This is a genomic window from Streptomyces sp. NBC_00989 (assembly GCF_045162655.1).
In the GTDB taxonomy this organism is placed as follows: Bacteria; Actinomycetota; Actinomycetes; order Streptomycetales; family Streptomycetaceae; genus Streptomyces.
Map to the genome: position 1 here is coordinate 9,012,319 of NZ_CP108728.1, position 15,140 is coordinate 9,027,458.

At 69.8% G+C, this 15,140-nt stretch carries 10 protein-coding genes; 5 read left to right on the plus strand and 5 right to left on the minus strand.

The window, feature by feature from the left end; translation table 11 throughout:
- Positions 1–171 precede the first annotated feature (171 nt).
- The 4 genes from OG714_RS40495 to mtnK all read left to right on the plus strand — a co-directional run bounded on the left by OG714_RS40495 (position 172) and on the right by mtnK (position 5,430).
- A complete protein-coding gene (locus OG714_RS40495) occupies positions 172–1,269 on the plus strand; it encodes a substrate-binding domain-containing protein (RefSeq protein WP_406128619.1) in 1,098 nt (365 codons plus the stop codon).
- Complete coding sequence (locus tag OG714_RS40500) at positions 1,256–2,800, plus strand: sugar ABC transporter ATP-binding protein (protein WP_406128621.1); 1,545 nt, start codon at positions 1,256–1,258, stop codon at positions 2,798–2,800. Before OG714_RS40495 ends, OG714_RS40500 begins: the two co-directional genes overlap by 14 nt.
- Positions 2,801–3,200: 400 nt before the next feature.
- Positions 3,201–4,247, plus strand: coding sequence for an ABC transporter permease (locus tag OG714_RS40505; protein ID WP_406128622.1), 1,047 nt, complete (start codon positions 3,201–3,203; stop codon positions 4,245–4,247).
- A 22-nt stretch (positions 4,248–4,269) separates the two neighbouring features.
- A complete protein-coding gene (gene mtnK, locus OG714_RS40510; RefSeq protein ID WP_406128624.1) occupies positions 4,270–5,430 on the plus strand; it encodes an S-methyl-5-thioribose kinase in 1,161 nt (386 codons plus the stop codon).
- A gap of 24 nt (positions 5,431–5,454) precedes the next feature.
- On the opposite strand, the gene OG714_RS40515 is transcribed toward mtnK, so the two are convergent.
- The 5 genes from OG714_RS40515 to OG714_RS40535 form a co-directional block, all read right to left on the minus strand.
- Positions 5,455–6,015 carry an SMI1/KNR4 family protein gene (locus OG714_RS40515; RefSeq protein ID WP_406128626.1) on the minus strand — a complete coding sequence of 187 codons (561 nt, stop codon included), beginning with the start codon at positions 6,013–6,015 and terminating at the stop codon, positions 5,455–5,457.
- Between the two features lie 87 nt (positions 6,016–6,102).
- Complete coding sequence (locus OG714_RS40520; protein WP_406128628.1) at positions 6,103–7,719, minus strand: FAD-dependent oxidoreductase; 1,617 nt, start codon at positions 7,717–7,719, stop codon at positions 6,103–6,105.
- A 9-nt stretch (positions 7,720–7,728) separates the two neighbouring features.
- Positions 7,729–9,267, minus strand: a complete 1,539-nt coding sequence (gene glpK / locus OG714_RS40525; RefSeq protein ID WP_406128630.1) for a glycerol kinase GlpK — start codon at positions 9,265–9,267, stop codon at positions 7,729–7,731.
- A gap of 83 nt (positions 9,268–9,350) precedes the next feature.
- Positions 9,351–10,130, minus strand: coding sequence for an MIP/aquaporin family protein (locus OG714_RS40530; RefSeq protein ID WP_033283720.1), 780 nt, complete (start codon positions 10,128–10,130; stop codon positions 9,351–9,353).
- Positions 10,131–10,509: 379 nt separating this feature from the next.
- A complete protein-coding gene (locus OG714_RS40535) occupies positions 10,510–11,283 on the minus strand; it encodes an IclR family transcriptional regulator (RefSeq protein ID WP_406128632.1) in 774 nt (257 codons plus the stop codon).
- Positions 11,284–11,623: 340 nt separating this feature from the next.
- Here OG714_RS40535 and metH point away from each other — a divergent pair, with 340 nt between their 5' ends.
- Positions 11,624–15,139, plus strand: coding sequence for a methionine synthase (metH, locus tag OG714_RS40540; protein ID WP_406128634.1), 3,516 nt, complete (start codon positions 11,624–11,626; stop codon positions 15,137–15,139).
- Position 15,140 lies beyond the last annotated feature (1 nt).

The window sequence follows — 15,140 nt, forward strand, 5'->3', positions numbered from 1 at the left end:
ACTTGCTCCGGTCGACCACAGCCAGCTGTCGCTGACCACATCCGGAGCCCCCGCGAGCCCTTGTGCCGTGGGCCCGTCACCCTGCCGTGGTGGCTGATTCCTTTCCCTCGCTCCGGGGCGCGCACGCCCGTTCTTCACCCCTTCTGCACCACCTTGCACCAGGAGCCCCTCATGTCCCGTACCCGCGTCCCCCTCGCCGCGCTCTCGCTGGCCTCCGTCTCCGCCCTCCTCCTGGCGGGCTGCTCGCAGTCCACGGACGCCTCGAAGAGCAGCGACGACACGGCAGCCTCGGCCTCGGCGGCCACGGGCAAGAAGCCGGCCCCCTTCAGCAAGGGCACGGTCAAGGTGGCGCTCGTGCGGCAGAGCGGCGCCGGCGACTACTTCGAGCAGTGGGGCAACGGCGCGAAGGCGCAGGCCAAGGCGCTCGGCATCGACCTGACGGTGTACGACGCCCAGGCCGACAACGCCAAGCAGGCCACCGACCTGTCCTCGGCGATCAACTCCGGCGCGCAGGCGATCATCGTCGACCACGGCTTCCCCTCGACGATCCAGCCCGAGATCGACCAGGCCGTGAAGAAGGGCATCAAGGTCGTCGTCTACGACGTCGACCAGACCAACAAGGCCGTGATCAGCACCGAGCAGGACGACGCCAGCATGGCGAAGGCCGTCCTCGACGTGATGGCCAAGACGGTCGGCAAGAACGCCAAGGTCGGCTACGTCAACGTGGCCGGCTACGCGGCCCTCGACAAGCGCAACTCCGTCTGGAAGACCGCGGTCGACGCCAACGGCTGGAAGCAGCAGTTCAAGGTCGGCAAGGTCACCGACTCCACGGCCACGGACAACGTGCCGCTGGTCTCCGCCGCGCTGACCCAACACTCCGACGTGGCAGGGGTGTTCGCCCCCTACGACGAGCTGGCGAAGGGCACCGTCCTCGCCGTGCAGAACAAGAAGCTCCAGAGCAAGGTGAAGGTCTTCGGCGCGGACGTCTCCAACGCCGACATCCAGAACATGACCGCCGCGGGCAGCCCGTGGGTCGCCACGGCCGGCACGGACCCGTCGGCGGTCGGCGCGGCCGTCGTCCGTACGGCGGCGCTTGAGCTGGCGGGCCAGTTGAACAAGACCTCGGTCGACTTCCCGGCCGTCGCCATCACCCAGGACTTCCTGCGCAAGAACAAGATCGAGAACATGGACCAGCTGCGCGCGGCCCTGCCCGCCCTGAACCTCTCCAAGGTGAGCACCGCGGACTGGATCCCCAATGTCGCCCACTGACAAGGCGGTCGACGTGGCGGCCGTCGACGCCGCGGTCTCGCTCCGCGATGTCAGCATGGCCTTCGGCGGCAAGACGGTGCTGGCCTCCGTCTCGCTGGACATCGCACCGGGCAGCGTGGTCGCGCTGCTCGGCGCGAACGGCGCGGGCAAGTCCACGCTGATCAAGATCCTGTCGGGCGTGCACACGGACCACGGCGGGGAGGTGCGGGTCGCCGGGGAACCCGCAGCTCTCCAATCTCCGTCGGCCGCCCGGCAGTTGGGCATCCAGACGGTCCACCAGCGGATCGGCGAGGGCATCGTGCCCGGCCTCACGGTCGCCGAGAACCTGGTCTTCGAGGAGTTGGCCCAGCGCCGCGGCAACCCGTTCCTGAACGGCCGCCGCGTCCTGGCCCGCGCCCGCGAGATCCAGGCCGGTCTCGAACTGGACTGGAGCGACGCCGTGTTGCGCCGTGACGTCACCGAACTGGGCATCTCCGACCGCCAGTTGCTCATCCTGGCCCGCGCGCTCGCCACCCGCCCCCGGCTGCTCATCCTCGACGAACCGACCTCGGCACTCTCCGCCGCCGAGGCCGAGCGGCTCTTCGCCCTCGTCGAGAAGATGCGCGACGACGGCATCGCGGTCCTCTACGTCTCCCACCGCCTCGGTGAGATCGACGCCCTCGCCGACCGCCTGGTCGTCCTGCGGGACGGCGGTCTCACCGACGACCAGGTCAAGCCCTTCGACTGGGACAGCGCCCTGCGCGCGATGCTCGCCCAGGCCCACGAGGCGACGAGCGCCCGCCCGCAGCGCAGCGGCGAGCACGGGGACGTCGTCCTCGCCCTGCACGGCGTCCACCTCTTCGAGGGCCGCACCCCTCTCGACCTGGACCTGCGCGCCGGTGAAGTCACCGGCGTCGTAGGCCTGTTGGGCGCCGGCAAGACGGAACTCGCCCGGGGCCTGTTCGGCGCCGAGCCCTTCCCCACCGGCACGGTCGAACTAGACGGCAAGCCCTACGCACCCCGCCGCCCGTCCGACGCCATCCGCGCCGGCGTCCACCTCGTCCCCGAGGACCGGCACGCCGACGCGCTCGTCCCCGGCTGGTCGGTGGCCCAGAACATCTCGCTGCCGTTCCTCAAGTCCCTGTCCCGGGCAGGGCTCGTGAACACGGCGAAGGAGGACGCCCTCGGCCGCGAGACCATCGACGCCCTCGGCGTCGTCGCCCGCGACGAACACAGCACGGTCGAGGAGCTCTCCGGCGGCAACCAGCAGAAGGTCGTCGTCGGCCGCTGGCTCGCCGAGACCCCCCGCGTCCTCATCCTGGACGAGCCGTTCCGAGGCGTGGACATCGGCGCCCGCCGCGACATCGGCCGCCGTGCGCGTGCGCTGGCCGCCGAGGGTGCGGCCGTGCTTGTCCTCTCCGCGGATGTGGACGAGGTCCTGGAGATCGCCGACCGGGTTGTCGTCCTGGCGGCGGGCGAGGTCCATCTCGACGCGTACGGCGAGGACGCGGAACGCGACCGCGTGATCCAGACGATCTCGGCGTCCGTGTGATGGGGGCGGACCGGTCCGGCGGTGTGCGTCCGATGCCGGTGGATCCGATCGGTGGTGTGTGGGTGAGGCTGGTGGATGCGTTCGGCGGTGTCCGCGTGAGGTCGGCGGATCTCTTCGGCCGCGTCCGCGAGTTGCCGTGGGACCCATCCGGCGGTGTCAGCGAGACGCCGGCAGACCGGTCCGGCGGTGTCCGTCCGAATCCGGGAGATCCGTTCGGCGGCGTCTGCGTGAGGCCTGCCGACGAGCCCGGCGGCGCCCCTGTGATTCCGGCCGACCAATTCGGCGGTGTCCGCGTGACCCCGGCCGACCAGCCCGGCGCCGTTCCCATGATCCCCGTAGACCAATCCGGCGGCGTCCGCGCGCTGCCCGCCCCGTACGAAGCCACGGCAGGAAGTGCGTCATGACCACCACCCAGAGCTCCGAGGCCGCGCCGAAGGCGGTGGCTCAGCCGGCTGTCTCGACCGTCGTGCTCGTCCAGAACGCCGTCATCAAGTACGGGTTCATCTTCGTCACGGTCGCGCTCTTCCTGTACTTCGCGCTGAGCGAGGGCTCCTTCCGGGAGTCGGCGACGCTGCTCGACACCCTGCGGTACGTGTCCGTCGCCGCGATCCTCGGTCTCGGCGTCACGCTCACCATGGCCGTCGGCGGAATGGACATGTCCGTCGGCGCGGTCGCCGGGCTCGGGGTCACCGTCGCCGCGAAGACGATGGTGACGTACAACCAGGTCGGCACGGTCGCGATCATCGCCGTGATCGCGGCGGGCGCGCTGGCCGGGCTGCTGAACGCGCTGCTGATCGTGGTCATGAAGATCCCCGACATGCTGGCCACCCTCGGGACCATGTTCGTCATCCAGGGCACCAAACTCATCCTGGTCGACGGCCAGTCCATCTCCGCCGGCATGACCCAGTCCGACGGCAGCACCGCCCCCGGCAAGTTCACCGACGGCTTCCTGCGCATCGACCGCGGCACCATGCTCGGCATCCCCATCTCCGTGCTGATCTTCGGCGCGCTGACCGTCGTGGCGTGGGTCTTCCTGGCCCGTACCCGCTGGGGCCGCGTGCTGTACGCCATTGGCGCCAACCCCGAGGCCTCCCGCCTGGCCGGCATCCGCGTCGGCGCGTACCGGGCCCTCGCCTACGTCCTCTCCGGCGTCCTCGCCTCGATCGGCGGCCTGATCCTGGCGTCCCGGATCGGCCAGGGCGACGTGTCCGCCGGTACTTCGCAGTTGCTGGAAGCCGTAGCTGTCGCGCTGGTCGGTACGTCGGTCCTCGGCCGGGGCCGCCCGAACGTCTGGGGCACGGCACTCGGCGCCGTCCTCATCGGCATCATCACCACCGGTCTGACCATCAAGGGCCTGCCGTACTACACCCAGGACGTCGTCGAGGGCGCGGTCCTCATCCTCGCCCTGGTCTTCAGCTTCACCCTGTCCAAGCGCCGCACCGCATAAGGAAGTTCGAGGAGTTCGTACGATGGGCTACCGCATCCTGGAGACCGACGACATCCCGGCGTACCTGCACGAGCGCGGCCACTGGGCGGACGTGACCGACATCCACGTCCGCGAGGTGTCGGACGGCAACATGAACCGGGTGTTCCTCGCCTCCAGCGCCGACGGCACCCACAGCCTCGCCGTCAAGCAGGCGCTGCCCTGGGTGCGGGTCGCCGGTCCCTCCTGGCCGATGAGCCCCGAGCGCGCCGACGCCGAGGCCCGGGCGTACGAGCAGGTCGCGCGCGTCGCCCCCGACAAGATCCCGGTGATCCACGGCTACGACGCCGACAACTACGCCCTCGTCATGGAGGACATGTCCGACCTGGCGGTCCTGCGCACGGTCCTCAACGAGGGCGCGTCGTACGGCCCGGACACCTCGGCGCGGATCGGCGAGTTCGTCGCCCAACTCGCCTTCGCGACCAGCGACTTCGGCATGGCGTCAGCCGACCGCAAGGCGCTGATCGCGACCTCGGTGAGCCCCGAGCTGTGCAAGATCACCGAGGACGTGGTGCTCTCCGAGCCGTACATCGAGCACGAACACAACCACTGGCTCCCGGAGTTGACCGACCTCGCCGCCGAGTTCCGCGCGGACGCCCGGCTGCGCACGGAGGTCGCCGACCTCCGGTACACCTTCATGACCAGCGCGCAGGCCCTCCTCCACGGCGACCTGCACACCGGCAGTGTCATGGTCGGCGAGCGCGAAGGCGTCCCCGTGGTACGGGTCTTCGACCCCGAGTTCTCCTTCGTCGGCCCGATCGGCTACGACCTCGGCCTGTACTGGGCCAACGTCCTGGTGTCGGAGGAACGGGCCCGCGAGCTGGGCACGTTGTCCGACCACGGCGACCAACTCCGGCTCTCCTGGGCGGCGTTCGAGACCGAGTTCCGCCGCCTCTGGCCCACCCGTGTCGACACCTTCTTCGACGACGCCTTCCTCGACCGCTTCCTCTCCCGCGTCTGGACCGACTCGGTCGGCTACGCCGGCACGGAGATCGTCCGCCGCGTCATCGGCTTCGCCCACCTGACCGACCTGACGACGCTGCCGGATCCGGTACCGGCGTCCCGGCGGGCACTGCTGCTCGGTCGTGAACTGATCGTGCGGCGCGAGGAGTTGACGTCACCGGAGCACATCCGGGCGCTTGTCTGAGAGGCGTCACTCCGCTGAGAGACGTCACTCCGCGTCGAACCACTCCTTGCCGGCCGCCCAGTGCGCCACCCAGCCGGCGAACCCCGGCGCGGAGGTCGTGAACCCGAACTCCGCGCCGAACGGCATGGCGCCCACATCGGTGACGTGCCAGACGTGCCCCCGCTGGGGGCCGGTGACGACCAGGTGCCAGTTCATCGCGCAGCCGTCGGTCCCGAGCACGATCGAGCCGTGGTTGAGGACCTGCCCGACGACCGCGTCCGGGTCCTCGTAGGGCCCGTCGTCCTCCTCCCACAACCACCCCGCGGCGAGCGGGAACGGCTTGCCCAGGTCCCGGTCCTCCGCGCCGTCGCCCCAGTCGTCCGGCAACTCGGCCAGCCCCACCAGCCCGTACTCCGGCGGCCCTTGGAACGACCCGTCGGACATCTCCGCCACGAACGTCCGGTACGGCTCCGGCAGCACCACCCCGTGCTCCGCCTCGAACGCGCGCACCGCGTCCCAGCCGAGCGCCGACTCGCCGCCGTCGTCCACGCCGAACGCCGCCCGCAGCACGGCGAGTTCATCGGCGGAGGCCTGATCGTTGTTCATACGCCCATGAAAACACCCGGCACTGACAAGCGGGCACGCCAAAGGGGCGGCTCCCGCCCGGGAACCGCCCCTGTCACGCCGTAGCGCCTACTTCTTGTCGAGCAGGTCCTGGACCTTGCTCCGCACCTCGTCCGTGGCCAGGCCGCGGATCGTCAGGGTGGTGCGGCGGCGCAGGACGTCGTCCTGGGTCTCGGCCCACTCGTGGTCGCGGGCGTAGACGACCTGGGCCCAGATCTCGGGGGCGTCGGGGTGGACGCGCTGGCCCAACTCCGGGTTCTCGTTGGCGAGTCGGGCGATGTCGAAGGCCAGCGAGCCGTAGTGCGTGGCCAGGTGCTTCGCCGTGTCGGCCGCCATGCGCGGGCCCGGCGCCGGGTTGTCGACGAGGAGGCGGTGGGCGACCGCGCGCGGGTTGGCGACACCCGGCAGCGGGAGCTTCTTCGGGAGGGAGGAGATCGGCTCGAAGTCCTCGCCGAGCGGGCGGCCGGGGAGGGCCTCCAGCTTCTGCATGACCGTACGGCCGATGTGCCGGAAGGTCGTCCACTTGCCGCCCGCGACGGACAGCATGCCACCCTTGCCCTCGGTCACCACGGTCTCGCGCTTGGCCTTCGCCGTGCTGCCGGGGCCACCGGGCAGCACGCGCAGACCGGCGAAGGAGTACGTGATCAGGTCGCGGGAGAGCTGCTGGTCGCGGACCGAGAACGCGGCCTCGTCCAGGATCTGGGATATGTCCTTCTCGGTGACCGAGACGTCCGCAGGGTCGCCCTCGAACTCCTCGTCGGTCGTGCCGAGCAGCAGCATGTCCTCCCAGGGGAGGGCGAACGTGATGCGGTACTTGTCGATGGGGGTGGCCAGCGCGGCCTTCCACGGAGACGTCCGCTTCAGGACCAGGTGCGCGCCCTTGGACAGGCGGATGGACGGCGCCGCGTCCGGGTCCTCCATCTTGCGCAGGTGGTCGACCCACGGGCCGGTCGCGTTGAGCACCAGGCGGGCGCTCACGCCGAACTCGTCGCCGGAGGTCGTGTCGCGCAGTTCCGCGCCGGTCACCCGGCCCTGGGTGAAGCGCAGGCCGGTGACCTCGGCGTGGTTGAGGACGACCGCGCCCGCCTCGACGGCCGCGCGGACCGTCATCAGCGCCATGCGCGCGTCGTTCATCTGGTCGTCGCCGTACACGGCCACGGCCTTGAGGTTCTGGGTGCGCAGCTCGGGCACGTCCTGCGCCGCCTTGGCGGGGGACAGGAGGTGGCCGACGCCGTCGCCGAACGCGGAGAGCGCGGAGTAGGCGAAGACGCCCGCCCCGAGCTTCGCCGCACCGTGCGGACCGCCCTTGTAGACGGGGAGGTAGAACGTGAGCGGGTTCGCCAGGTGAGGAGCCACCTGGCGGGAGACCGCACGGCGTTCGAAGTGGTTCTCCGCCACCAGCTTCACCGCGCCGGTCTGCAGGTAGCGCAGACCGCCGTGGAGAAGCTTGGAGGAGGCGGAAGAGGTGGCACCGGCGAAGTCGCCGGCGTCGACCAGGGCCACCCGCAGCCCGGACTGCGCGGCGTGCCAGGCGGTGGAGATGCCCAGGATGCCGCCGCCGATGACGAGGAGGTCGTACGTCGCCTTGGAGAGCTGCTCCCGGGTCTCGGCTCGGCTCGGGTTCGAGCCGGAGGCCGGGTGCGTACCGAGGGCAGGTACGGACTGCAGGGTGGACTGACTGGTCATGTGGGGTTCTTACTCCTCGTCCTCGAGCCAGCCCATGGTCCGCTCGACGGCCTTGAGCCAGCTCTTGTACTCACGGTCGCGCTTCTCCGCGGCCATGTTGGGGGTCCACTCGGCGGCCCGGCGCCAGTTGGCACGCAGGTCGTCGGTGCTGGTCCAGAAGCCGACGGCGAGGCCGGCGGCGTAGGCGGCACCGAGGCAGGTGGTCTCGGCGACCATGGGGCGCACCACGGGGGCGTCCACGAAGTCCGAGAGCGTCTGCATCAGCAGGTTGTTGGAGGTCATGCCACCGTCGACCTTGAGCGCGGTGAGCTCGACGCCGGAGTCCTTCGTCATGGCGTCCGTGATCTCACGGGTCTGCCAGGCGGTCGCCTCCAGGACGGCGCGCGCGAGGTGCGCCTTGGTGACGTACCGGGTCAGACCGGCGATCACACCGCGGGCGTCGGAGCGCCAGTACGGGGCGAACAGACCGGAGAAGGCCGGCACGAAGTAGGCGCCGCCGTTGTCCTCGACCGAGAGTGCGAGGGTCTCGATCTCGGCGGCGGTGGAGATGAGGCCCATCTGGTCGCGCATCCACTGCACCAGCGAACCGGTGACGGCGATCGAGCCCTCCAGGGCGTAGACCGGCGCGTCGTCGCCGATCCGGTAGCCGACCGTGGTCAGCAGGCCCGAGTAGGAGTTGATGATCTTCTCGCCGGTGTTCATCAGCATGAATGTGCCGGTGCCGTACGTGGACTTGGCCTCGCCCTCGGCGAAACAGGTCTGGCCGAACAGGGCCGCCTGCTGGTCGCCGAGCGCGGAGGCGACCGGGATGCCGCCGAGCAGCTCGCCGAGACGGCCGCCGGTGACCTCGCCGTAGACCTCGGCGGAGGAGCGGATCTCCGGGAGCATGTTCATCGGGACGCCGATGGACTCAGCGATCTTGTCGTCCCACTCCAGGGTGTGCAGGTTCATCAGCATGGTGCGGGAGGCGTTGGTGACGTCGGTGTAGTGCTTGCCGCCGTTCACACCGCCCGTCAGGTTCCAGATGACCCAGCTGTCCATGGTGCCGAAGAGGATGTCGCCCGCCGCGGCGCGCTCCCGCAGGCCCTCGACGTTGTCGAGCAGCCAGCGGGCCTTGGGGCCGGCGAAGTACGACGCGAGGGGGAGACCCGTCTCGCGGCGGAACCGGTCCTGTCCGACGTTGCGGCCCAGCTCCTTGCAGAGCGCGTCGGTGCGGGTGTCCTGCCAGACGATGGCGTTGTGGACGGGCTCACCGGTGTTCTTGTCCCAGAGCAGCGTGGTCTCGCGCTGGTTGGTGATGCCGATGGCCTTGATGTCGTCGCGGGTGATGCCGGCCTTCTCGATGGCGGAGGCGACGACCTCCTGGACGTTGGTCCAGATTTCGGTGGCGTTGTGCTCGACCCAGCCCGGCTTCGGGAAGATCTGCTCGTGCTCCTTCTGGTCGACGGAGACGATACGGCCGTCCCGGTCGAAGACGATGCAACGGCTGGAGGTCGTGCCCTGGTCGATGGCCGCGATGAACGGTCCGGCGGTGTGAGCGTCGGTCACTGTGTGCTCCTGAGGGGTTCCGTGGTCATGAGGACTGGTTCTACTGCTGCTTCAGTGCTCGGAGTTCCGGTTCTCATCCGGTTCTAAGCAAAGGCCAGGTTGTAGATACCCGCAGCGATCGCGCCGCCGATCAGCGGTCCCACGACCGGGATCCAGGCGTAGCTCCAGTCGGAGCCGCCCTTGTTCGGCAGCGGCAGGAGCGCGTGCACGATGCGCGGGCCCAGGTCACGGGCCGGGTTGATGGCGTAACCGGTCGGGCCGCCGAGCGACAGACCGATGGAGACGACCACGAACGCGGTGATCAGGGCGCCCAGGGTGCCGAGACCGTTGCCCTTGTCGTTCAGACCCTGCGTCAGGATGGCGAGGATCAGGACGACGGTGCCGATGATCTCCGTGGCGAGGTTCTGCACCACGTTGCGGACCTCAGGACCGGTGGAGAAGATGCCCAGGACCGGTCCCGCGCCCTTCTCCTCCGCCTCCACGGCCTTGGCCGTCGGCTCGCCGACGATCTCCTTGTCCGTGAGGTGGGCCTGGAACTGGCCGTAGTAGGCCACCCAGACCAGGGTCGCGCCGATCATGGCGCCGAGCAGCTGCCCGGCCCAGTAGATCGGGACGTTGTCCCAGCCACCGTCCTTGATCGCGAGAGCGAGCGTCACGGCCGGGTTGAGGTGGGCACCGGAGAGCGGTGCCGAGATGTACACGGCCGTCATGACGGCGAAACCCCACCCGAAGGCGATGGCGAGCCAGCCGGCGTTACGGGCCTTGGAGGCCTTCAGCGTGACGGCGGCGCAGACGCCACCGCCCAGCAGGATGAGCACGGCGGTACCTATGGTCTCGCCGATGAAGATGTCGGAGCTGGACACCCGCGACTCCTTTGTCCTTCGTCCAGGGAAGCCGAACCCCGGGTCCCGCCGGGGGTTCGTGCGCCCTCGGGGGTGAGAGCGATGTCGGCCTTTGGCGTTGCCACACTCTAGCGCGTATTGCCGGTAGGTGTTCGACAATGCCGACCGATGGACGGGAGTCTTGCTCCGGGGTTACAGGCGCGTCAAGAGTGCTGTTATCGAAAACACGATCGTTATTGATTGCTGTGGGCTATCGATCGCGTGATCGATGCGGACGGCAGTCAGGTGGACACCGTGTGTGGCGATTTGGCGTTTTGGCCGACTTTGTCGTCCAGGGTACGACTAAGACCGGAACGCCCCCCTGGGCGTTCCGGTCTTTTTTGCTGTGAATCCGGACCGGTCAGAACCGTCCGGCGCCGAGATCCCGCGACACCGCGCGGGCGCAGTCCCGTACCGCGGCGATCAGCTCGGGGCGCAGCGCGCCGTCCTCGTCGGGCCGGCACAGCCGCTCCACCGCGCCGGTGATGCCGACCGCGCCGACCGGCATGCGCCGCCGGTCGTGGATGGGGGCGGCGATGGACGCGACGCCCTCCCAGGTCTCCTCGACGTCGGCCGCGTACCCACGCGCGCGCGTGACGTCGAGGATGTGCTCGAAGTCGGCCAGCTCGGACACCGTGCGTTCGGTGAAGGGCTTGCGGTCGGCTTCCAGGACCTCGCTGTGCGCGACCGGGTCGTAGGCCGACAGGACCTTGCCCAGGGCCGTGGAATGCAGCGGCTGCATGGCCCCGATCTCCAGGACCTGCCGACTGTCGTCCGGGCGGAAGACGTGGTGCACGATCAGGACGCCGTGCTGGTGCAGCACTCCCAGGTGCACGCTCTCGCCGCTGGAGCGGGCCAGGTCGTCCGTCCACACCAGGGCGCGGGCCCGCAGTTCGTGGACGTCGAGGTAGGTGGTGCCCAGGCGCAGCAGTTCGGCGCCGAGCTGATAGCGCCCGGAGACGTCGTCCTGCTCGACGAAGCCCTCCTGCTGGAGGGTGCGCAGGATGCCGTGGGCCGTGCCCTTGGCGAGACCGAGCGACGAGGCGATGTCCGAGAGGCCGAGCCGTCGCTCGCCGCCCGCGAGCAGGCGCAGCATCGCGGCCGCCCGTTCGAGCGACTGGATGTTCCGTGCCATCGCCGTACTGCCTCCGTCCCGTTCGACCGTCGACGCGCGACCTCGCTGCCGCCGTTCGGCAATGTCGAACACTACCGGTCCATGCCGACCTCTCGCTAATGGTCGGCCGATTCCTGTTGGGTCTCCTGTTACGCCACTCGTCGCGAGAACCTAGACGGCGTTGACCCGCCCGTCACCCCGGTCCGCCACTCCGTCACCCCGGTCCGCCCCATGGACGCCTCAAGCACGCTCCCGCCCGACCCCGTTACCCTGGCGACGTGCACGCTCCCCGGGGAGTTCCGTGAGAGGTTCCCAGGGAAGCCGCAAAGCCGACAGCCGTCGCACTCCAGGGAGCCCCTTCATGGCCTCGTCGCCACTGACCCCTTCTGCCGACAGCCGGACCCGTGTGTCCGCGCTCCGAGAGGCACTCGCCACCCGCGTGGTGGTCGCCGACGGAGCCATGGGCACCATGCTCCAGGCACAGGACCCCACACTCGAGGACTTCGAGAACCTCGAGGGCTGCAACGAGATCCTGAACATCACCCGCCCGGACATCGTCCGCTCGGTCCACGAGGAGTACTTCGGCGTCGGCGTGGACTGCGTCGAGACGAACACCTTCGGCGCGAACCACTCCGCGATGGCCGAGTACGACATCCCCGAGCGCGTCCACGAACTCTCCGAGTCCGGCGCCCGCATCGCCCGCGAGACCGCCGACGACTTCACCGCCCGCGACGGCCGCCAGCGCTGGGTCCTCGGCTCGATCGGCCCCGGCACCAAGCTGCCCACCCTCGGCCACATCGGCTACGCCACCCTCCGCGACGGCTTCCAGGCGAACGCCGAGGGCCTGCTCGCCGGCGGCGCCGACGCCCTGATCGTGGAGACCACCCAGGACCTCCTCCAGACCAAGTCGTCGATCCTGGGCGCCCGCCGCGCCATGGAGGCGACCGGCGTCGACGTACCCCTGCTGGTCTCCATGGCCTTCGAGACCACCGGCACCATGCTCCTGGGCTCCGAGATCGGCGCCGCGCTCACCGCGCTGGAACCCCTCGGCATCGACATGATCGGCCTGAACTGCTCGACGGGACCGGCCGAGATGAGCGAGCACCTGCGCTATCTCGCCCGCCACTCGCGCACCCCGCTGCTCTGTATGCCGAACGCCGGTCTCCCCATCCTCACCAAGGACGGCGCCCACTTCCCGCTCGACCCCGAGGGCCTGGCCGACGCCCAGCAGCACTTCGTCCACGACTACGGCCTGAACCTGGTCGGCGGCTGCTGCGGTACGACCCCCGAGCACCTGCGCCAACTCGTCGAGCGGGTCCGCGAGACCACGCCCACCGAGCGCCACCCCCAGCCCGAGCCCGGCGCCGCCTCGCTCTACCAGACGGTCCCGTTCCGCCAGGACACCGCCTACATGGCGATCGGCGAGCGCACCAACGCCAACGGCTCGAAGAAGTTCCGCGAGGCCATGCTGGACGGCCGCTGGGACGACTGCGTGGAGATGGCCCGCGACCAGATCCGCGAGGGCGCCCACATGCTGGACCTCTGCGTGGACTACGTCGGCCGCGACGGCGTCGCCGACATGGAGGAACTGGCCGGCCGCTTCGCCACCGCCTCCACCCTGCCGATCGTCCTCGACTCCACCGAAGTCCCGGTCATCCGGGCCGGGTTGGAGAAGCTCGGCGGCCGCGCGGTCATCAACTCCGTCAACTACGAGGACGGCGACGGCCCCGAGTCCCGCTTCGCGAAGGTCACCCGGCTCGCGCAGGAGCACGGCGCCGCGCTCATCGCGCTGACCATCGACGAGGAGGGCCAGGCCCGCACCCCGGAGCACAAGGTCGCCATCGCCGAGCGGCTCATCGAGGACCTCACGACGAACTGGGGCATCCACGAGTCGGACATCCTCATCGACACCCTGACCTTCACCATCTGCACCGGCCAGGAGGAGTCCCGCGGCGACGGCATCGCCACCATCGAGGCGATCCGCCGCCTCAAGGCCCGCCACCCCGACGTCCAGACCACGCTGGGCCTCTCGAACATCTCCTTCGGCCTCAACCCGGCCGCCCGCGTCCTGCTCAACTCCGTTTTCCTCGACGAGTGCGTCAAGGCGGGCCTCGACTCGGCGATCGTGCACGCCTCGAAGATCCTCCCGATCGCCCGGTTCACCGAGGAGGAGGTGCAGACCGCCCTCGACCTGGTCTACGACCGCCGCGCGGAGGGCTACGACCCGCTCCAGAAGCTGATGGCCCTCTTCGAAGGCGCCACCACCAAGTCCCGGACGGCGGGCCGCGCCGAGGAGCTGGCCGCCCTCCCGCTGGACGAGCGGCTCAAGCGGCGCATCATCGACGGCGAGAAGAACGGCCTGGAGGCCGACCTCGCCGCCGCGTTGGAGACCCGCCCCGCCCTGGACATCGTCAACGCGACGCTCCTGGACGGCATGAAGGTCGTCGGCGAACTGTTCGGCTCCGGCCAGATGCAGCTGCCGTTCGTGCTCCAGTCCGCCGAGGTCATGAAGACCGCGGTCGCCTATCTCGAACCGCACATGGAGAAGTCGGACGCCGAGGGCAAGGGCACCATCGTGCTCGCCACCGTGCGCGGCGACGTCCACGACATCGGCAAGAACCTCGTCGACATCATCCTGTCCAACAACGGCTACAACGTCGTCAACCTCGGCATCAAGCAGCCGGTCTCCGCGATCCTGGAAGCTGCCGAGGAGCACCGCGCCGACGTCATCGGCATGTCGGGCCTCCTGGTCAAGTCCACGGTGATCATGAAGGAGAACCTCCAGGAGCTCAACCAGCGCAAGATGGCCGCCGACTACCCGGTCATCCTGGGCGGCGCCGCGCTGACACGGGCGTACGTCGAGCAGGACCTGCACGAGATCTACGAGGGCGAAGTCCGGTACGCCCGCGACGCGTTCGAGGGCCTGCGCCTGATGGACGCCCTGATCGGCGTCAAGCGCGGCGTGCCCGGCGCGAAGCTGCCCGAGCTCAAGCAGCGCCGGGTGCGGGCCAGCGCCGCCGTGGAGGTCGAGGAGCGCCCCGAGGAGGGCCACGTCCGCTCCGACGTGTCCATCGACAACCCGATCCCCGAGGCGCCGTTCCGCGGCACCCGGGTCATCAAGGGCATCCAGCTCAAGGAGTACGCGTCCTGGCTGGACGAGGGCGCCCTCTTCAAGGGCCAGTGGGGCCTCAAGCAGGCCCGCACGGGCGACGGACCGACGTACGAGGAACTGGTCGAGACCGAGGGCCGCCCCCGCCTGCGGGGCCTCCTGGACAAGCTCCAGACGGACAACCTCCTCGAAGCGGCCGTCGTCTACGGCTACTTCCCCTGCGTCTCCAAGGACGACGACCTGATCGTCCTCGACGACCAGGGCAACGAGCGCACCCGCTTCACCTTCCCGCGCCAGCGCCGCGGCCGCCGGCTCTGCCTGGCCGACTTCTTCCGCCCGGAGGAGTCCGGCGAGACCGATGTCGTCGGCTTCCAGATCGTCACCATGGGCAACCGCATCGGCGAGGAGACCGCGAAGCTCTTCGAGTCGAACTCCTACCGCGACTACCTCGAACTGCACGGTCTGTCCGTCCAGTTGGCCGAGGCACTCGCCGAGTACTGGCACGCGCGCGTGCGTTCCGAACTCGGCTTCGCCGGCGAGGACCCCACCGACGTCGAGGACATGTTCGCCCTCAAGTACCGCGGCGCCCGCTTCTCCCTCGGCTACGGCGCCTGCCCCGAGCTGGAGGACCGCGCGAAGATCGCCGCCCTGCTGGAGCCGGAGCGCATCGGCGTCCACCTGTCCGAGGAGTTCCAGCTGCACCCGGAGCAGTCCACGGACGCGATCGTCATCCACCACCCGGAGGCGAAGTACTTCAACGCGCGCTGAG

Coding starts and splice junctions, on each gene's coding strand:
- OG714_RS40500 (WP_406128621.1), top strand. CDS start 1,256: ATGTCGCCCACTGACAAGGCGGTCGACGTGGCGGCCGTCGACGCCGCG.
- OG714_RS40535 (WP_406128632.1), bottom strand. CDS start 11,283: ATGGCACGGAACATCCAGTCGCTCGAACGGGCGGCCGCGATGCTGCGC.
- mtnK (WP_406128624.1), top strand. CDS start 4,270: ATGGGCTACCGCATCCTGGAGACCGACGACATCCCGGCGTACCTGCAC.
- OG714_RS40495 (WP_406128619.1), top strand. CDS start 172: ATGTCCCGTACCCGCGTCCCCCTCGCCGCGCTCTCGCTGGCCTCCGTC.
- OG714_RS40520 (WP_406128628.1), bottom strand. CDS start 7,719: ATGACCAGTCAGTCCACCCTGCAGTCCGTACCTGCCCTCGGTACGCAC.
- metH (WP_406128634.1), top strand. CDS start 11,624: ATGGCCTCGTCGCCACTGACCCCTTCTGCCGACAGCCGGACCCGTGTG.
- OG714_RS40515 (WP_406128626.1), bottom strand. CDS start 6,015: ATGAACAACGATCAGGCCTCCGCCGATGAACTCGCCGTGCTGCGGGCG.
- OG714_RS40505 (WP_406128622.1), top strand. CDS start 3,201: ATGACCACCACCCAGAGCTCCGAGGCCGCGCCGAAGGCGGTGGCTCAG.